Genomic DNA, 20,092 nt, shown 5'->3' with positions numbered 1-20,092 from the left:
ATGCAACAAAATCTGATAATTATCTTCTCGAGCTGAAACTTTGTCGGTGAAATAAACGTTGGCGTGATAGCAATTCTCCGTGATTCTAGATATTTACGGGCGGCACGCTGGTTGCAAAAACACAGTGAAAGTAATTGAATTGAAAAGACTGAGCCGATGAATATAAGATTGATTTCAGCCATACTACTCACAAACTTCTTCTTGCTAGCTTGCCAGGGCGAGTCTGATAAGTCAGATGCCAGTGGAACAGTTAGTGGAGAAAACCAAGATTCGCAGCCAAAAAATAAAGTTCCTGTGGAAGCTCCAGAGAAGCTACCGAACGATTCCGATATCGTTCCGAGTTGGCTCGATTCACAGTGGGTTCCACCCGTATCCTTGAAGAAGTTTGGATTCTTTGTTCCTACGAAACCTCTGACTCATGGAAAACAAGTCTACGACTATCAAGTTAACCTTCCTTTGTGGTCGGATGGCTTAGAAAAGGTTCGATGGGTCTTTGTACCAAATGATGAAACTGTTGCCTTTAAAAGTGAAAGTCCTTGGTCGTTTCCTCGTGGGTCGGTTCTTATGAAGCATTTTGTCGATCCGGGAACAAATCGGTTCTTGGAGAGTCGACTTTACGTGCACAGGAACCAAGGTTGGCAAGCTCTCGTGTATATATGGAACGAACATCAAACCGATGCTGCCCTGATAAGTGAAGCTAAAACCATAGAACTTGCTGATGGTAAAACTTGGTTGGTACCTGGGCCAGAAGATTGCGCCCGTTGCCATAGGTCTGAAAATCCTGTTCTAGGAATCACTAGCAAGCAGATGATTAGTTTTGATGGCATCCCTAATGAGTTCATGGATGAACTCAGCGCTCGCCAGCAACTTACGGGCTACAAAAACAGTGAGAACCTTCAAGGTTTTCCAGCTCTGGACCACCAGTCAGCTTCTCTAGAAGACAAAGCTAGAGCTATGCTTCATGTCAACTGTTCCTCTTGCCATGATGGTTCATTTTCATTTGACTTATCTTGGCAAGTTGCAAGTGATAGCCTCATCGGGGCTCCACCACAATTTGGAAGTCTTGGCGTCGAAGAACCAGCACTCATCAAAGCCGGCTCGGTTGATTCAAGTATGATATGGCTGAGAATGAATCTGACCGATGGACGCAGGATGCCTGCCTTTGGGACAAGTCGGCCCGATAGTGCGGGCCTTGCAGTTCTTAAAGACTGGATTGAGTCGTTACGAGTGTCTGATGATACTCCACCAGAGGATGATGACACTCCGCCAGAGGATGATTCAACCGATGGCTCAGAGGACTGCGGTGGTACTGATATTTTTGGAGCTTGCCTAGAGCGAATTATTTCTGATTCTAGCTCTTGAGCTGCTCGTTCAGATACCATTGATCCCATCATTACTTCCCGAAATAACTGATATTACTACCTGATGTAAGAACTTCATGGAACGTCGCTTGCAGTCCATTTATCCAAAACCATTTCAAAATCGAATCATCTGCTAGTTAAAGCTGAAACCGGTGGATAAATTACAGACACTGTTTAGAGGACCGCATCCATGTATCAAAAACTGATGTTCACAATGCTTCTAGGTATCATTACTTCTTGTAATAGTGCGAGTTTCAAAGGTGTTAACGGCGATCGAGCGCCTCTCGGAGCTGATGCAGATGCGACACCTTCGATTAATCCTCCTAGTAATAATGATCTTTTGCCCGAGATATCAGACTTCAATGAAAGCCCAATTGAAGTCGATGATTCCGACTTCGTTCCACCATCGCCAGATGAAGACAGCGATGACGACCAGGATCTCGAAGAGACTACAGATGAAAACGATGGCTCTGACGATTTAACTAATCCTACAGACGACGAAGAACTAGAAATGGAAGATAACGGCGAGACTTGCAATCTAAGTATCCCTGAAGATGGATCTCATGATCTTGTGAGAAATGGATCCTTTGAAAGAAATCCACTGAATGCTGGTCAAAAATGGGACATATTCGAGTCTCGTGAAGTTCCTGGATGGCGAGTCAGCTGGACTGAGGAAAGCAAACGTTCCTATGAAGATGGAGAAGTGTGCGGAGGCTTGAATCCAAAACTAGAAATTCAAGCTTATGAAACCGCGTCAGCTACTTTTGGAAAGCAGTTTGTTGAACTTGATTCCGACTGTGGAGGTCCAGAAAATTGTTTGCTGTATAGAGGAAACGAGCACACAAATATCCGAATCTCCCAGAAGCTTGATCTTGTGAAAGGCCAAAGCTACCAATTTTCATTCTTCTTTAGAAAGCGTCGTCTGTCACTTACTGAAGATGAGAGAACTCTAGAAGTAAGATTCGCAGAGCACAGCTTCTCAATCGATCTTAATGGACCATCAACAGGACATTACCAGGGAAGTTTAGCCAGCTACGATCTGACAGAGGTCGATAACCATTGGTTTGAGTTCAAAGCTGTACTTGAAGTCGAATCTGACCTTCGTAAAGTGAAATTTTGGGAAACTGGAAAGCCGGATAGCTTTGGTGCCTACCTGGACAAGGTCTCAGTATTACCAATGGTAAGTGACTGTGGTTGTGATGGAGCTGTTGCTGTGAGGCGCTACAAGCCTGGGCAGTTTAATGTTTCTGAGACTGAGATGGAAGCACGCCAGATTCTAAGTAATGCCTTAGAGATATCATCAGACGAGCTATTTGACGATCTAGATCCCAGTACAAGCCGTGAAAACTATAACTTTGTGAGCCTTGGTTTCCGTGGAGCTATGATTCTCCAACTCGACTACCCAAGTATCGAAGGCCAGAAAATTCGGATCTACGAAACATCCTTTAATCGAAGCTATGAGCAATACAAAGAGCAAGCTAAGATCTTCGTCAAACAGCGTCGTCGGTCATCTGAAACGTGGCAGGCTATCGGTGAAGTATTCCACGATGGCGAACTTGTGTTGCCTGCTGGAACTCAGTTTATCAAGATTAAAGATACATCGCCTCTGGATCATTCTACAGATGGCTACGATGTCGACGGAGTTCAGTGCGTAATTTAGAGGCTTAAGGTTGTCAGGGGGCTTTTGGCTCCCTGAAGATCACGATTCCTGTATGCCGAGAACCATATCGTCAATTTTTTTCCAAGCTTTGAAAATGATAGGGCACTCAAGAATCATTTCGCCTTCTGGCTTAAGAAGTTTTCTCAAAGAAAGGATGCCTGCTTGAACCAAGGTATTGACTGCTTTTGCGAGGCGACCTTCTGTCCAAAACTCGCAGCCAGGGATATCTTGTTGATAGATGATTGGGCGCTGCCAAAGAGTTCTGCACAGGCTGAGAACATCCTTATCGTGATCAAAAAACGCCAGTTTGCCTTTAATCTCTAGATCGGCTTGCTTGATAATTTGGTTGGCTTCATCTTTGAAGGAGCTTATCAATGAGAAGCCTTCTGCCCAATATGAATCCCCTAAGCCTTTTGGAATGTTGGTTTTGAATTTTTGTATCGTATCGATGTAGCGAGCGTTGTTATCCAGCCTCTGTAGGCTTAAGCTCAGATAGGAAGCCCCATAGGTGCGGTATAGCATTGCATCCATAATGATGCGCGCGGTTCGACCATTGCCATCCTGAAAGGGGTGGATCAACAGGAACTGGCTATGAGCTACTATCATGCGTGGAATGGCTTCGATAGAATCGTCATTTATATACGATATCAAATCATCGACAAGATCGGGGAGGGCGCCTGTACTTGGAGGGACATAGACTGGCTGGTTATCTCTTTTGCCCACAAAATTTTGACTGCTACGTATTCTGCCAGACTCTTTATGTTGGGTGCATACCAAACCGTTAATTCGGCAGATGAGGTCTAGCGTTACGTTATCAGCATTGAGAACAAGCTCGTAGGCTTGTTGATAGGCTCTGATTTGATTATTGAGTCGTAGAGCATCTCGGTCGCCGTTATCAACTCCCACTGCTTGGAGGGCCAAGCGCTTTCGTGTGACGTAGCGATCCTCTCTAAGGGCGCTGTCTCCACACCAAAAGCGAAATAGAAAATACTCCAAAGAAAAGTCGGGGTGGGGCTGAGGCGTTGCCTCCAGCTTGATGTCAATGTTGCTGTTAGTGCTGGGCACGCGATCAATTTTTGCGAGGTTGAAACTGTTATATTCCACGTGACCTAGTTTTCCTTCTCGTACATCTTAGCTTTAAAACCTTGGCAATTCTTGAGATTGCCATCTTGCTTGATAAGAAGCGGGCAAAGGCCCGCTAACTTTGTGTCAATCAGGTTGACCAGAAGGTACGCTCGATATTAAGCATGGTTTTTTCTTTTTCACTGACAATGACAAAAGCGCCAGCAGCAGCTTCATAGCAGTCTCCTCCAACTGAGTGAATCCTCACATCAGCTTCGGTCAGCCAGTATTCAAGCAGAGATCGCTCAACTCTTGTCCAAGCCTTCGAGCCAGTATTGTAACTTTTACCAAGCTCATCGATCAAGGTGGCGATGGAGGTGTCCGCAACTTCGCTGCCGCTCCAAGTACAACCATAACCTTGTTCGTCAACGGATAGGCCGTGACCTAGGTTGTAATTGTCACCAGAGCATCCACTGATATCATAGACGCCAGCTTTGCCGCCGAACGATAGAATTATTTCAGCGCTGTCTTTGATACAGTCACTTTTTTCAGCGCCAAAGCCAGACGTAGTGTCTGATATTTGCATATCAGCAGAGTTGGGGTTCCAACCTTCTCCCGGTAGGTTAACCTTCGCTGAAAAATCACTATCTGTTTCAAAGGCCTTGTCTTGAGCGATTGCAGGACCCGTAAGGATTAAGCTTGCAACTGACAGCTTTACGGCACTATCAATCATCTTTTTCATACATTCTCCAATTCATATACGAACTCAAAAACACGCCATGGTCCTTCTGGAATCCAAGGCGCAACAACAACTGTGGCTGCCGATGCTGAAATGTTTTTTCCAGAACGGCGGGAGGAGTCTTACCATAATTTGATTCCAAGTAACGGCTATTTCTCATGACTTCCCAAAAAACAGTTCCACTCCGGAACTTATTTATATAGAAGACACCTAAAATTAATAATTAATTTATATTTATATTGGAATTCATCACAAAACCGTTAAAATTTATTACGAGATTCTATTACGACAATAAGATCGTTAGCCTTTTCGAATGGCTTGCAGAATCATACGGGTGTCAAAGGTTTGGTAAGAATTGGGCATGGTAGTTATCTTAAAATGCTAATTATATTGGTAAAAAATATTGGACGATCTTTTGCATACAGTCGTTATGAAGCGGCGCAATGCCGGTGTTCGAGTTGGGGGACTCGAAAGGGTTAGGGGTGAACATCGCGAACAATTTGAGTGAGGCGAATATGAGACCAGCGCAGTGGATCGTCATGGGGATACTATTGTCTGCATGTGATAATCCTACCTCTTTAAGCAGTGATCCTGGAAAATCAAATCCAATCTTAGTGGAAGATCAGCAGGAGGATGCGAAGATCGTCGAGGATGAGTCTGTGATTCCTCCAGTTAACGTTCATGGTGCATATCTAGCCTGTACAAATACAAGCTTTGCCAATGATGATGGTCTGGTTAAGCAAGATGTCGGCTGTGCTTTGGTTGATGAATCCAAACGAAAGCTAGCTCTTGCCGAGCTAGGTGAGGAGTTTATTTGGACTCATGATGCCGCCGAACTTCAGATTGATATTAATACTAGCCCTGAAGACGAACGCTTCCACGTAGTCTATTCTGCACAAGCAGGAAGTTATCAAAGTCTCCAATTAGGGCTATCAATCGTATCTTTTCGGGTAGATTTTAGAAAAGGTGATGAGTGGATCACTATTATAGAAGCTCCAGACAGCCCAAGAAAAATAGCAGAAGACAACCCTACATTTTTGGCTCCAATCGAATTTCAGGGTTGGAAACAAGCTAACCAAGTTGAGGAACGGGCAGCACTGAAGGTGCTTGATGAAACAGTTTGCCGCACAAATGACCCTAACACCGGCGTCTCAGGAATGGGGCGGGTTGAGAATGGCAACTGCAGAGTTGCGACGGGACGAGGTAACGGTCTTTTACCCTATGCCTTCCAAAATAGTACCTATGAGCTTTACTTAGACCCAGCTGGTCAATATAAGTCTCTTTTCGGGCTAATTCCGTTAACGGAGTTAGACAAGGAGAATCACTATTCGATCAATCAAGATCTCGGTAGTGACTTAGGGTGTGTGATTACAATCCAGGGTCAAACCTACTTTGGTGAAACTTGGGTGCCAAGGGATGTGATGTCTTGTGCTGTGAATGCCTCTGGGGCAGCCATCGAGGTTGTTACCAGCAATTTCCTGATACTTGATTTTATCTAAGTGGAATTAGGTTGCGACTCGCAAAATCTTACTGAACTCGTAAGCAGACTTGATGTCTGCTTTTTTGCGTCTTACATGGAATTCCTCAAGTTTTTCCCAATTCTAAAGCCTACGATTAGGTTAAGCCTAATCCAACTCCGCTCTAGGTCAAGCATCGCTTCGAATGTCCCGATATTTCAATGAAATTATTTGGAAGACGAAAGGTTCATGACTAAAAAAATCTTTATCGCAGCACTCGTAACGATCAGTATAGCTACCACCTTTTGGACTGGTTCCCGCTACCCGCAACTCAACGGCAAGGCGGCTATGGCTGGTGAGATCGAGTTGTCAGAGCTTCTAAGCTTCGAACGAACATGGTCTCCCACATCGTCTGATACCGTTCACCTTATAGCTGTTGAAACAGCGAATTGGGCCTCCACAAACAAGAAGGGGATGATGTTTGGGATTCTTTTTGGAGCATCGATCCTGACCTTGCTCAACCTGATACCAGCACATCGTCGGCGTAATAGTAATGCTCTCCAAGGGCTCTTATTCGGTGCACCCCTCGGAGTTTGTGTGAACTGCGCAACACCAATTGGAATCGGAGCATATCGATCATCTGGAAGGGCTGATTTCAGTTTAGCTATGATGGTAAGTTCCCCTAATTTTAATGTGATAGTCATGACAATGATGATTGCTCTGTTTCCCATTCACTTTGTACTAATTAAGATTGCTTTCGTCTTACTTCTTGTATTAGCGGTGGTTCCTTGGATCTCGCGAAATGAACATGAATTGAATGATGAAAAAGAGGCCTGCGCAGTTCCATCAGATCAAAGCTCTTCGGAGACTTGGCTTACTTCAATTCTATCAGTAACAAAAAGCTTCTTATACAACTTGTGTTGGATAGCTGTGACAACGGGGCCTCTCATGTTACTGGGAGGTTTTTTGGGAGTACTGATGGGCCATTTCATCGAATTCGAACGATTGATCAACGATGGCTCTCTTTTGAATTGGGGGTTATTAGCCTTCGTTGGGACTTTCCTGCCGGCTCCCATCGGGCTGGATATCGTTCTTGCTCAAACGTTTATGGCTAATGGTGCATCAGATTCATTCGTCATGATCCTCATGCTAACTCTGAGCTCCTATAGTATTTATTCAGCTCTGGTTATCAGTCGCCGGATGTCTCTCAAGCTGGCCCTAAAAATGTACGTTGCAGTGTCAGGCCTTGGTGTTATCGCAGGATTGGTCACCGACCAATACACTAAGTACAACTTTAATCAAGGCCTAGAAATTTTCGAGGAAGAATTTTCTTTGGTACCCAAAGCTTTCGGCTCGCCGATCAAAGCTGGTCTAGAGCCTCCTCCAGGTTTCAATTTACTAACTGCGGCATCGGGGATTAAAATCTATGGCAAGGCACTCCGCGAACCACAGGGTAGGCAAGGTGATTTTGCTCTGGTCCCCGGTAAAAAGCTAGGTCTATATCGACCCATTGCATATAATACCAATGACTTTCTGAGCCCATTTTTCTTCAGTCGTGGCATGGCTGCTGGTGATTACAATCGTGATGGTCATGAAGATATTGTTATCGCTACTGAGAATGGTTTTCGGTTATTTGAAAATCGATCTGGCCGCGGTTACAGGACCCATCGTGTTGAAGGACTCAAACGATTGAAAAGTCAAAATATGATGCTTGCTGCTTTTATCGATGTGGATAATGACGGATGGCTTGATTTGTTGGGCTCGTCTTACGGTAAAGGGGAAGTCTTCTACCTCAAGAATAAAAAGGGGAAATTTCTCTCACACCCAAAATTGATCCCTAACCCTAATGCAATTGTTACGATCTCTTCCAGTTTTGCAGATTTTGATAGAGATGGTGACTTGGATGTTTTTCTAGGTAATTGGTACATGGGATTTATGACGAAAAAACCTCCTGAGAACTCGCGAAATAGAATAGCTTTGAATCAATCAGGAAGAGGCTTTAAGGCCAAGGAGATGCCGAGCATTAGCGGTGAAACTCTCACTACTTTATTCAGCGACTTCAATCAGGACGGTTTGATGGATCTGATTGTTGGCAATGATTTCTCTAGACCAGATTTATTCTTTACAGGCGCAGACGGGGGGCGTGAGCTAAAGCAGCTATACGAAGGTTCCATTATTCCACGCACAACAAAATATACCATGAGTATTGACACCGCCGACATAAACAATGACCTACAGATGGAAGTATTCCTAGCCCAGATTACCGGGCACTTCAATGACGCTGAATCCGACGACTACTTTGATTACGATGATAGCTATTGCAAGAGTATTTCTGTTCCGAAAGATCGAAAAACGTGTCTGGAGAATGTTGAACTTAAAGAGCCGCTGATGTGGCGTCGGGCCCATCTGGGTAATATGAAGGTTTGTAAGAGGCTGGGTGATCTCAAACGCCGGAGAGACTGCATGGTGCAATTGCTAACGATAGTCGCGATTAAAGAAGAGAAACCCGATCTGTGCAAGAAAATTCCTAAGTCCTACGAACGGAACCGATTCATGTGTAACCTTTTCTTCTCGGCCGAGCGGGATCGTCAACGTGAGGATCGACCCTACATTCCACAGATTGAAAAAAATAATGTCTTGCTGATGAGGGAGGGTAATGGCGACGCTTTCCAAGACAAGGCTGTCGACTTAGGGCTTGATATTACTGGCTGGAGCTGGAATGCAAAGTTTGCTGACTTCAACAATGATACTTACCAGGATCTCTATGTTTCGAATGGCTACTGGCTTACCCCGAAACGCTATAAGAATGGCTATTTTATAAATCAAAATGGCAAATCATTCAAGAATGCTGCACAAGATCACATTCTAAACGACACAATGGATGTTAGCTCGCATATCTATACAGACTTTGACGGCGATGGAGATCTAGATATTGTTATGATGCCGCTTAATGGTCTTATCAAGGTGTTTCGAAATCAGGAAGACCAGAACCATAGAGCACGCATTCATCTTCGCGATGCCAGGGGAAACCGATTCTGCATCGGCTGTAAAATCATTGTCCATACGAAAACAAGCTCCCAAATCAGAGAAATTAAGGCTGGAGGGGGATTTCAGTCTTATGAAGGGTATCAAGCCCATTTCGGCCTGGGTAATGAGAGCCAGATTCAGAGAATCGATATAATTTGGTCTGATGGCAAAAAACAAAAGTTCAGCCAGCCACTTAAAGCCAATCACGAATACTATTTTGTACGCAACCGCTAAAAAAAATAGGCAACAACCATCGGGAACCTTGCTGCATGTTGAAAGGACATGGTGAGGCGTCCTATTCCAATCATTTCGCTTCAATTATTAATGGTTACAAATTGTACCGTTTGTTTTTGAGATTCGGCAGAATCAGCTTTGATCCTGGGTGGCAACGATTTATATTAAGGCAGCCATTCAGCATTAACAAGCGAGGTGAGTTATGAGTTTTCGATGCCTTAAAATACTAGGATTCCTTGTTCTCGGTTCAGTAAGCCAGGTGGGCTTGTCGATTTGTCTCCCTGATCTTCCTATTGGATTCAAGCCCAACAAAAAAGACTTGAGTCTTTCTTTAACTAACATGCAGTTAAAAAGTCAGTATTGGGGCCCAGGGGATATCAAAGCACCACCTAGCAAACCCAAGAAAAAGGTCCCCGCAGCAGTGGTGAGCCACTTTGAGAATAGCATTCGTATCTGGGCTCGAAACCATCACCCCAACGAAGTGATTTCTATTCGAGATCAGGAACTCAAAGTGGATACCTGTACCACTAGTCTTTACTATCTTAGGTTTTCAACGACGAGACCTCAACAGCCAAACGCCTGCTATGGAAAATACAAATACAGGCGAGGTAGAGTAACAGAAACAAGTTTCTATTGTGGACCTATTGATTCTGTCCATGTTGGAAACTGGGTGGAAATTGAATAATGAACCACAGGGGCGACAACTCGATCGAACTTGACGATGCAGTCTCAGTCTTTACTTTTGAAGACCATAAGCAATTCATTCGATCCATTTATGAGTTTCAAAAGAGAAACGATCCTGCAACTAGCTGGAAGGCGTTCTCTAAAAAACTTGATCTTAGTGATGTGCTGCTCAAGATGCTTGTTAATGGTAGAAGGAAGTTTACGGTAGAGCACATCCACAGGGTAGCTGTTCGGCTGAAACTTTCAAGTGCTGAGCATGAATACTTTGAGTCGTTAGTGCTCTATAATCAGGCGGGGACTCCAGAAGAGCAGGCGTTTTATCTCAAGCGCAAACAGAACATTCTCAGTCAGAATGTGAGGCGTCGCTATACCGTTAATCCAAGACTTCTAAATCAGGAATGGTATATTCCTGGGCTTATGGTCTATCTGCTCCAAGTTGCTAGGATCGAAGGCCAGAATTTAAGGAGCCTTCACGACTTCGATTATAAGCAAGCATCTCAGTTCCTTGGGATTCCTGAGGAACATATTGGGATGACTTTGGAGCGCTTGAAGTCCATTGGTGTTATCACTAGTGAAAATAAGCGTGTTGTGATTACACTTGATAACTTGAGTGGCTCGGTATCACTAAAGAAACTTGTTAGGCTCATTACTGAAGAGTCTTTGCTGCGCTTGAAGTCTAGCTTTCACAGCGAAAAAACATTTTTCAATTCCAGTGCTTTCTCTTTATATCCAGAGGAATTGCCTAATCTTCGCCGGGATTTGAAAGAGCTTGTAGATAGCTACTCTGGAAATTCAAACTCTGATCCCAGTCAACAGGAGGTATATCAATGCCTCTTTCATATCTGGCCATTTAATTCTAGATCGGCTGAATCGAACTAAAGCCGATCTCAGAGCTTTCACTCGCAATTCAAAATGGTAAGGCTTCGATTGCTATCTTTCCCTGAGATGGTTTTTTTGGCGTGATCTTATGTCTATCATGGTTGTCAAATCATAGCCCTTGCTTGTTGGTAAGGCTGAATATTGTAGATTAAATATCCGTAATAATTGCGATTCGATTCAGTTAATACGAATTAACTTGCAGAATTTCCTCAAATAGTTCGTAATATACAACGAAACGGAGATATGCAATGTCAAAACAGCTTAAATTTCCCATTGATCAAATCAGCGCGCGCCTGATCCAGCTACGAGAAGCTAAAGGCTTGAGTCGTAAGCAAGTTGACGACAGTTTATCGTGGCGATCTGGTATGCTTTATGATCTTGAACGACAAAGATTGACACTAAGCCTAGAAGCCTGCTGGCAACTTCTGAAGCTATATAACGCTGATTGGTCAGAATTATTCAGCGGAGACTACCAGGATGAAGATCGTGATGAGGCCATTCCCTTGTTACCTCAGATCGGCCCGCTCTTTGAAATTGGTATGATTGCGCCCCGGATCGCTCAAGTGATCAACTTGATTCGAGAAGACCCGATGATTGTGGCAGAGCTTGGTTTTGCTGGTGCTAATACTCCCAAGCCCTTGCTCCAGCTGTTGCTTGCGCAATTAACACCGGTTCAACAAAGAGATTACTACCTAGAGCTGTGCCGGTATGTGCATTCCACTATTGCAGCGGATCGAAAAATTCATCAAGTGGAGCGCGATGCTGCTGATATTCTTCTTAGACATGCGCCTATTGTGGTGGATGATAGAGAAAGGAAAAGCCTTCTGAAGGCCTTTAGCAATCGATACCTCGGTGGAAGTATTGATCGAAAATTTCCAAGGCCGGCTCTCAAACATTTTCTCATTTGGGTGATGTTTGTCATTGCTGTCAGTGATGGCGAGCTTAACTATCAAGAAACTGAGTACATCAAACAGGTTGCTATTCACATTAAACTTGATGAGCAGAGCTTTCGCTACATTCATCAACAGATACAGCTACCGGCTGAACTGGATTTTTAGGAGGAGACGTCTACTATGGATATGATGCGTTTTTGGCTGTATTTCGCCATAGTTTGTATCGTTGCAGAATTTTTTCTTCCGGGTGCCGTGCTGGTATTTATTGGTCTGGCCGCTAGTGTGATCAGTTTACTCATTTACCTAGGTTTGATTGATAGCTGGGTCACGGCGTTCACCATGTTTTTTATCTGCGCCTTGGTCAATGTCTTGCTTATTAGAACTTTGTGCATGAGATTTTTTCCAGGAGAAAGCCGTGTTGCAAACGTTGAAATAGACGCTGATGCGATTGGTGCAGTGGTATTGGTAACCCAAGACATCCATCCTGAAAGTTCAGGACGAATTCAATATCGAAACACCACTTGGGAGGCACTGAGTCGCGAGACTCTCACAGCAGGTCGTCAGGCTGTGATCGTGAAGCGGCAAGGCGTAGCCTGGGTGGTTAGTTCATTAGAGAAAGGAACTCATACATGATCACATTTTTTACTGTTATAACGATTATCTTCCTGATCTTTGCTTATCTGACCTTTGTCATCGTTCCGATGCGAGAAGCCATTGTTGTTGAGCGATTGGGTAAGTTTCTCAAGACGGGAGACCCTGGCTTGCATATTCTCATTCCATTCTTCGATCGAGTCTCATATCGACACGAGACCCGAGAGCAGGTCCTGGATATTCCTCCTCAAAGTTGTATATCTAAAGATAATATTCAAATTGAAGTGGATGGCATCCTATATTTACAGGTCATCGATCCGAAATCTGCGAGCTATGGAATAGAAGACTATCGCATTGCTGCGATCAACCTTGCTCAAACCACAATGCGCTCTGAGATAGGTAAACTATCTCTCGGGCAGACGTTTTCGGAAAGAGATACCCTTAACGAAAAGATAGTCCAGGAGATTGATAAGGCATCTAGCTCATGGGGTATCAAGGTCCTTCGCTACGAAGTTATGAATATCGATCCCAGTGATCATGTGGTGAATACCCTTGAGAAGCAGATGGAGGCGGAACGGGAAAAGCGCGCTGAGATTTTATTGGCTACCGCCGAGAAGGAGTCGACCATCAATTTATCGGAAGGGGATCGCCAGTATGCCATTAATATCTCCGAAGGCGAGCGGCAAAAGAGGATCAATGAGGCGGAAGGTCGGGCTAAAAAGATCCAAATTATTGCAGAAGCTACTGCTGATGGCATGAAGCTGCTAGCTGAGGCTATGAGACGGAAGGGTGGGCAGGAGGCCGCCCAACTTCGGGTTGTAGAACGATATATCGACGAGTTGGGTGATATCTTTAAACAGTCTGATATCTCGGTCCTACCTCGCGAGATGGCGCAAGTTAAGGGCATATTCGAGGGCGTTGATCAGATTCAAAACAAACTGAAGTAAGGAGTTATACATGGAACTTTTGGATATTATCAATTTGGTTTTTTGGGGAGTATTGTTCTTAGTCCTTGCTTTGAAGCTTGTTTCATCCATCAAGTTGGTTCCCACAAGGTCGGCATTTATCGTGGAGCGCCTTGGTCGCTATAATCGAACTCTAGGACCAGGTTTCCATGCCTTGATTCCGTTTTTAGATAAGGTTCCCTTCAAGGTGGATCTAAAGGAAGAGGCGATCGAGGTACCACCGCAGGAGTGTTTCTCGAAGGATGAAGTTCATGTTACCGTCGATGGAGTGATTTACCTGTCCGTCATGGACCCAGCAAAGGCGTCCTACGGTGTTACTGACTATCGCTATGCGGCGGTTCAGCTGGCACAGACTACCACACGAGCAGTGATCGGCACTTTAGACCTAGATCGCACCTTTGAAGAGAGAGATACAATTTCTGCGAGAGTTGTTCAGGTGCTCGAACAAGCGGGCGAAAGCTGGGGGATTCGAGTTCACCGCTATGAGATCAAAAATCTTAGGCCTCCAGAGTCTGTTCGTGTCTCGATGGAAAAGCAGGTCACTGCAGAGCGGGACCGCCGGGCTATTCTCGCCAAAAGCGAGGGCGATAAGCAGGCGAAGATCAATCGATCTGAGGGCAGAAAAAAAGAGATGATCAACCTCTCCGAGGGTACTAAGCAGCAGCTCATTAATGAGGCTGAGGGGCGGGCTGCCGAGATTCTTGCTCTGGCTATGGCTACTGCTGATTCAATCAAGAAAATCGGTGATGTCGTCGCTGAGCCAGGCGGTTCTGAGGCCTTAAAATTGCAATTGGCTGAGCGCTACGTTGAGCATATGCAAGGACTGGCTAAGGACAAGACAAGGATCATTATTCCTGCTGATCTTACGAAAGCAGATAGCTGGCTATCCAACATGGGTGTTGATATTCGAAGTTAAGAGCATGTACTTAGTGGAGGGCTAGCAAGGTCGAATTTGATCTCGCTGGCTAATTTTGACCAAGTGCTGTGGGTGTGTGAGATCGGACTTGAAAGTAAAGCTCTCTGCAATCATACTTAGATCGTGAGTGGGAAAGGGTGATTTGCTTCACCTTCTGTTTGAATTTCATCCAGCCTGAAAGGCTTTTATTGGAGCTTCTTGAGAATGGTATATTCCCTCAGAAAAGATGAAGTCAATGTGCTGGACTCAGGAGTCATTTCTTTAACATAGCCAAACCCCCGGCCTTGATCCCAGGCTGGTAGGTTCAGTCAACGAGTATGTATTGGATGAAGTAGGGCTTGAAGTCGTGGCAAAAGGTGTCTCACATCAGCAGCGACGTGGGATTAGGCACAAGGCTTTGTATGTACTAACTCTATACTGTTCGCAATTGTTATATTAAGAGTTGCAGCTAAAAGTTAACATGTTACATTTGTTTGCACACTCGTTAGATGAGAGGAGACTATATGGCAACATTGCTAGATCTAGGCTCACCAGACATGTTTCAAAACCCCCACCCGAAGTATCGTCAGTTGTTTGAAACTTATGGAAACATCTACTACAGCGAAAAGGACGATATATTCTATATTGCAGGCTACAGACAAATTCAGGAAGTTCTAAAGCATTCTCAGATAAGTTCGAATCGCGTCGATGCGATGGCTAGCCGTTTGGGGGCTGAACAGATTAAGGCTCTTGAGCCAATGCTGTCAAACCTCAAGCGTTGGGTGATATTCTTAGATCCACCTCAACATACCCCTATAAGGCGAACTATTCTTCGAGCTCTACAACCCCGATCTGTTTTCGACTTAAAGAATAGAATACAAGCGATTGTCGACGATTTGATTACTAGTGTTTATGATCAGGCTAATAGCTTTGACTTCGTTCAAGCCCTAGCGTTCCCTCTTCCTGTTATTGTAATTTCTGAACTTCTTGGAGCTGATCCCAAGGATAGGGAAATTATAAAAGAATGGTCCGATGATATTGCAGGATTTTTCAATGGTAAGGTTAAACCCGATGCTGTTCGCAAGACCTATGCTGCAATTGTAGGCCTAGAAGAATATTTCGAAGATGTCTGGCGGAAACCAAGAGCGCCTCTATCAACCAACCTTCTTGAAGCTTTAGCAATGCTTCGGGAAAAAGGGGTTAGCGATAAGGACATAATCGCGAACTCAATCGCTCTTATTTTCGCGGGTCATGAGACCACAAGTAATTTAATTGCCAATGGTATGAAATGCCTCATGGATCACCCACAAACTCTAGATCTTGTGGTTCACGATGCTAAGCTGATTCCTAGTTTTCTAGCCGAAGTTTTGCGATTTGATGCTCCTGTTCAAAGAGTCACCAGAGTTACAACGGAGCCTGTCGTGATTGAAGGAGTGAAAATACCAGCTGGAGAGCGTGTTTTTTGCTTATTGGGTGCAGGAAACCGAGATGCATCGATTTTCCAAGATCCTGATCGTTTTGATATCTTCCGAAATGAAGAACCAAGCCTTAGTTTTGGAGTTGGTATTCACTTATGCCCTGGGAATCACCTTGCCCTCCTAGAGAGCCAGATTTTCTTTGAGACATTTTTCAGCCATTTTCAGGATCTTGAATGTGAAACTCCTAATCCCAGTTATCGGGATAGTTTGGGGTTACGGGCACTCAATGAATTTCGGATAAGAGCTAAAAGAAAGCCATTGTCATAGGCTGGCTTTCTTTGACCTTGTGATCTGCTTAGCTGATTCGGTTCTTTAAGTCTCGTAGTTAAAAACCAAGAATTTTGAACCGTCTTCCCTTAGTTTTGCCCCACTAGGCAACTGAGCTGCTCTGATAGAAGGAAGTTTTGTCCATAGTCTGGTACATCTTGCTCTCTGTAATCTTTAAGTTGCTGTCTCGGCGTTGTTGACTTTGTCACTCGCTCGTCACCGTATCCAGCACGTACTGTCTCTTCGCTCGCTCCTTGTCGCCTAGACGAGAATTCAATTTGACTAGCCACTAGCTTATTTATTGTTGCAAAACTGCGAATGCAGCTGAGCTACTAGAAGATTTTATCGGACAGCATAAGCTGAATAGGACATCTTGGCATCTTTAAAAACAAAGATTACATGACTAAATAGGTTTTTTATAGGAACTTTCCCTCAGATTTGTCTGGTACAAAAGTTGCTCTAGGCTCCTGTGCACTACAACAGGAGATCAATTATGAAAACTTTATCGGCGATAGCACTATCCATTTCAGCTTCGGCTCTGGGGGATATCAGGTTACCAGGGGATAATAATTTTTTACCACCATTTAATTTTCCCTCGGTTCCCGGTGAGTTCCGTTCTATCGATGGCTATGGAAACAATCGCAATAATCCCTTTTTTGGCAGTGCAGGCAATGAAGGACAGGAAACGCTACTACTGAAATCATTTTTCTCTCTCAGGGCTAGCCAGGATAATGATGATTTTTCTGATTTGAGAAGCCCTCGTGACATCAGTAATATCGTAGCTCGTCAAGCTACAGCTCAAGGTCGTGAGCAAGTGAGCGATCTATTTTGGCTATGGGGTCAATTTCTTGATCATGATATCACTCTAGTACCTCAAGACCCGACTCAGTCTATGCCTATTGAAGTCCCTAGAGGTGACTCGTTTTTTGATCCTAAAAATCGCGGTGGCGTAACGATATCATTTAACCGGTCAGCTATTGTTCGGGATCAAGGTGGGAAAAGGCAGTTTAATCGCCTTACCGCGTTTATCGATGGTTCACAGGTCTATGGCTCCGATTCAGAGCGTGCCGAGCTACTTCGGGATCAAAATGATTCTGCTAGATTGGCCGTATCAGCCAACGACCTACTACCAATCATTGATGGCATTGAAAATGATGATGGGGGTTCCGGCCGACCTGGTTTCTATGCAGCTGGAGATGTACGGGCTAATGAACACATAGGCCTGAGTGCAATGCATAATATTTTTGTTCGTGAGCATAACAATGTGGTGGAGGTGATTCGAGGGTTTCACCCTCAATTGGCAGATGATGACGTTTACGAATTTGCTAGGTTGATCGTTGGTGGAATTGTCCAGAAGATCACCTATGATGAATTTTTACCTCTACTATTGGGTCGACCTTTATTCCCTTATCAAGGCTACAACTCAAATATAAATCCAAATATCGAGGATGTATTCGCTTCAGCGGCGTTTCGCTTTGGTCACTCAATGCTTTCCAGTGATCTCAAAGTTGCAAACATTGTTAATGGTCAGCTTAGAACTCAGGATTTGAAGCTCAGAAATGCATTCTTTAACCCGACTCTCTACAGGGAGCTAGGTCCCGAAAAAATTCTTCTAGGTTTTTCGATGAACCGAAGTCAGAAGATCGATACAGCTATCGTTGAAGATGTCAGAAGCTTCTTGTTTGGGCCCCCTCCATCTGCTGGATCAGATCTTGCCGCTTTGAATATCCAAAGAGGTCGTGATCACCTCCTCCCGACCTATAACGAAATGAGACAGGAGCTAGGTTACAATAAAAAATCTAGATTCTTGAAACGTCATTCTAGAGATCAGCAGGGTATCACTTCAAATTCCGAGATCGCCGCAAACTTAGAAGAAGCTTATGGTCACCCCGATCGCGTGGAGCTTTGGGTGGGGGGCCTCAGTGAAGACAAGTTAGGAGGTAGCCGACTGGGAGAAACTTTCACAAGCATTCTTACAGATCAGTTCATTCGATTGCGAGATGGCGATCGTTTCTGGTACGAAAACGTCTTCAAGGATGGTTTCTGGCGTGAGTATATCGAAAGAAGCACCCTCGCGGATGTTTTGCAACGCAACTCAGACTTAGGAAACTACTTCGATAATACTGTGTTTTTTGCGGACCGCTAAATGGATTCACAGGATGCCATGAAGGCGTCCTGTGATGGAACCTGGTTTAACCATTCTACTGCTTCTCCATTGAGCTGTATATCCCACCCGCAGGAGAAGCGAATCCATCAATTCAAGCTTTAGGTGCCTAAGTATCAATCTTCAATTTTGTAGTGCCGCCGATTCTCTAGCCTTGAAGGCAAATTCCTCTTCTGGAGAGAAGACTAGTTGAGTTTTACCTCGTAGTGCGAACCAAATTGTTCCGACAATGATCCATGCTGCACAGCCCCAAATGCCAACTCTGTACTCTTCATTCATTAGAAGAAAGACCAAGGCTAAGACACAGATAAGCAGGGCAATACCAGCACCGACAATTCCAAGTGGGCTCTTAAAAGGTCTTTCCAAGTGAGAAAACTTCTTTCTCAGAATGATAAATGACACAAGTTGCATGACATAGGCTATCAAAGCCCCAAAAACTGCCATGTTGAGTAGAGCTGGGCCCACAGGAATTCCCCCGTCCGTAGGTGCGTACTTGATGATCAAAGCAATAACAAAGCCTACAGTAGCGCCAGCAATTAGGGCGACTTTTGGAGTTTGTGAAGGTCCGGTGACCGATAGCCAGCGTGGAAAGTAACCTGCCCTTGATAGGGAGTAAATGTTTCTACCGTATGCATAGATAATCGTGTGGAAGCTTGCAACCAAGCCAGCCACAGCGATGAGGGCCAACCATGGGGCGATTCCAGGGCCAAAGATCGTCGTAAATGCTAGAAAGAGGGGCTCATCTGAAGCACCAACAGCGGCAGCACCAGGGCTGATACCAGCATTCAAGAAGAGGGTAAGAAATGCTGCAATGACAAGAGTCAGTAAGCCCCAAAGCATACCCTTTGGAATATCGCGACTTGGTTGATGACTTTCTTCAGCAGCTAATGGCAACTGTTCAATGGCAAGATAGAACCAAATGGCGAAAGGTAAGGCGTTCATAATTCCGCTAATGCCAAAAGGTAGGAATGAACTATGTCCCTCAGTTGCGGGAATATTCAGAGCTTGATCGAAAGAAAATAGGGGGATAGCACCGATCCAGAAAACCAATAGGATGGAAAGAGCAATCATGGTGATTATTACTGAGAAACGAAATGTCATCTCCACCCCTCTAATATTCAGCCCCACAAAGATCAGATAGGCTAGGGTCCACCATACAGGTTCTTGGAGGTTTATACCTAAGAGGCTGTTTGCTATCGAGCCGAAGTAACCACCGATACCGATCACGATGACTGCTGGTGTTAAGACATATTCCATATTTTCAGCAAGACCCGTGATAAAACCTCCCCAAGGACCCATGGCGGTCCTTCCAAACGAGTAGGCGCCACCAGTGTGAGGGAGAGTTGCTGTCATTTCTGCAATAGAATAACCTAAGCCTACGTACATGATAGTGATGATGATGGTAGCAATCAGAAGACCTCCAAAACCTCCCGCTGCAAGGCCAAAGTTCCATCCAAAGAAATCTCCAGATATAACGGCACCCACACCCAAAGCCCAAAGGGACCAGACGCCAGCATAGCGTTTTAAAGTTCTGCTTTCAAAGTACTGTTTATCCACGTGCTGATAGACGACGCCATCAGCACTTGCTTTCTTATCCATGACCCTTGTCTCCTAAAAATTTTCCTTAGACTATGAAAATTTGTGCAAGGATTCTAGCCTTATTTGAAGCCGAGTTTTTATGATCGTGAGTGGGGTTCTGGATCTGAGCTTGGAAAGGCTTTGCGGCCTTTTAGGCC

The 20,092-nt window shown here is 44.5% G+C and carries 16 protein-coding genes; 12 read left to right on the top strand and 4 right to left on the bottom strand.

The window, feature by feature from the left end:
* Positions 1 to 156 precede the first annotated feature (156 nt).
* Positions 157 to 1,362: a hypothetical protein gene (locus tag B9N89_RS17330; protein WP_132321165.1), complete on the top strand. Its 1,206-nt coding sequence runs from the start codon at positions 157 to 159 to the stop codon at positions 1,360 to 1,362.
* A gap of 189 nt (positions 1,363 to 1,551) precedes the next feature.
* On the top strand, positions 1,552 to 3,021 hold the full coding sequence (locus B9N89_RS17325; RefSeq protein WP_132321163.1) for a hypothetical protein: 1,470 nt from the start codon (positions 1,552 to 1,554) through the stop codon (positions 3,019 to 3,021).
* 39 nt (positions 3,022 to 3,060) lie between these two features.
* Here B9N89_RS17325 and B9N89_RS17320 read toward each other — a convergent pair whose 3' ends face one another.
* Positions 3,061 to 4,125, bottom strand: a complete 1,065-nt coding sequence (locus B9N89_RS17320) for a Fic family protein (RefSeq protein ID WP_132321161.1) — start codon at positions 4,123 to 4,125, stop codon at positions 3,061 to 3,063.
* A 109-nt stretch (positions 4,126 to 4,234) separates the two neighbouring features.
* On the bottom strand, positions 4,235 to 4,825 hold the full coding sequence (locus tag B9N89_RS17315) for a hypothetical protein (RefSeq protein ID WP_132321159.1): 591 nt from the start codon (positions 4,823 to 4,825) through the stop codon (positions 4,235 to 4,237).
* A 512-nt stretch (positions 4,826 to 5,337) separates the two neighbouring features.
* On the opposite strand from B9N89_RS17315, the gene B9N89_RS17310 reads away from it, so the two are divergent.
* From B9N89_RS17310 to B9N89_RS17270, 9 genes are all read left to right on the top strand, one after another.
* Positions 5,338 to 6,321: a hypothetical protein gene (locus B9N89_RS17310; RefSeq protein WP_132321157.1), complete on the top strand. Its 984-nt coding sequence runs from the start codon at positions 5,338 to 5,340 to the stop codon at positions 6,319 to 6,321.
* Positions 6,322 to 6,528: 207 nt separating this feature from the next.
* Positions 6,529 to 9,540: an FG-GAP-like repeat-containing protein gene (locus B9N89_RS17305; RefSeq protein WP_132321155.1), complete on the top strand. Its 3,012-nt coding sequence runs from the start codon at positions 6,529 to 6,531 to the stop codon at positions 9,538 to 9,540.
* A 202-nt stretch (positions 9,541 to 9,742) separates the two neighbouring features.
* Entirely contained in the window at positions 9,743 to 10,225 is a 483-nt protein-coding gene (locus tag B9N89_RS17300; protein ID WP_132321153.1) for a hypothetical protein, read from the top strand.
* Positions 10,225 to 11,103: a TIGR02147 family protein gene (locus tag B9N89_RS17295; RefSeq protein WP_132321151.1), complete on the top strand. Its 879-nt coding sequence runs from the start codon at positions 10,225 to 10,227 to the stop codon at positions 11,101 to 11,103. The genes B9N89_RS17300 and B9N89_RS17295 overlap by 1 nt, the downstream gene beginning before the upstream one ends.
* A 248-nt stretch (positions 11,104 to 11,351) precedes the next feature.
* A complete protein-coding gene (locus B9N89_RS17290; RefSeq protein WP_132321149.1) occupies positions 11,352 to 12,161 on the top strand; it encodes a TerB family tellurite resistance protein in 810 nt (269 codons plus the stop codon).
* A 15-nt stretch (positions 12,162 to 12,176) separates the two neighbouring features.
* On the top strand, positions 12,177 to 12,629 hold the full coding sequence (locus B9N89_RS17285; protein WP_132321147.1) for an NfeD family protein: 453 nt from the start codon (positions 12,177 to 12,179) through the stop codon (positions 12,627 to 12,629).
* A complete protein-coding gene (locus B9N89_RS17280; protein ID WP_412535421.1) occupies positions 12,629 to 13,534 on the top strand; it encodes an SPFH domain-containing protein in 906 nt (301 codons plus the stop codon). The genes B9N89_RS17285 and B9N89_RS17280 overlap by 1 nt, the downstream gene beginning before the upstream one ends.
* Before the next feature lie 10 nt (positions 13,535 to 13,544).
* Positions 13,545 to 14,468, top strand: coding sequence for an SPFH domain-containing protein (locus B9N89_RS17275; RefSeq protein WP_132321143.1), 924 nt, complete (start codon positions 13,545 to 13,547; stop codon positions 14,466 to 14,468).
* A 503-nt stretch (positions 14,469 to 14,971) separates the two neighbouring features.
* Positions 14,972 to 16,192, top strand: a complete 1,221-nt coding sequence (locus B9N89_RS17270) for a cytochrome P450 (protein ID WP_159455443.1) — start codon at positions 14,972 to 14,974, stop codon at positions 16,190 to 16,192.
* Positions 16,193 to 16,281: 89 nt separating this feature from the next.
* Here B9N89_RS17270 and B9N89_RS17265 read toward each other — a convergent pair whose 3' ends face one another.
* Positions 16,282 to 16,482: a hypothetical protein gene (locus B9N89_RS17265; protein ID WP_132321139.1), complete on the bottom strand. Its 201-nt coding sequence runs from the start codon at positions 16,480 to 16,482 to the stop codon at positions 16,282 to 16,284.
* Between the two features lie 203 nt (positions 16,483 to 16,685).
* Between B9N89_RS17265 and B9N89_RS17260 the strand changes: the two genes are divergently transcribed.
* Positions 16,686 to 18,338, top strand: a complete 1,653-nt coding sequence (locus tag B9N89_RS17260; protein WP_132321137.1) for a peroxidase family protein — start codon at positions 16,686 to 16,688, stop codon at positions 18,336 to 18,338.
* A gap of 141 nt (positions 18,339 to 18,479) precedes the next feature.
* Here the strand turns inward: B9N89_RS17260 and B9N89_RS17255 are convergent, their stop codons facing one another.
* Entirely contained in the window at positions 18,480 to 19,955 is a 1,476-nt protein-coding gene (locus B9N89_RS17255; protein WP_132321135.1) for an amino acid permease, read from the bottom strand.
* Between the last annotated feature and the right edge of the window lie 137 nt (positions 19,956 to 20,092).

Source organism: Pseudobacteriovorax antillogorgiicola (assembly GCF_900177345.1).
Lineage (GTDB): Bacteria > Bdellovibrionota_B > Oligoflexia > Oligoflexales > Oligoflexaceae > Pseudobacteriovorax > Pseudobacteriovorax antillogorgiicola.
This window is presented reverse-complemented; position numbering and strand designations above follow the sequence as displayed.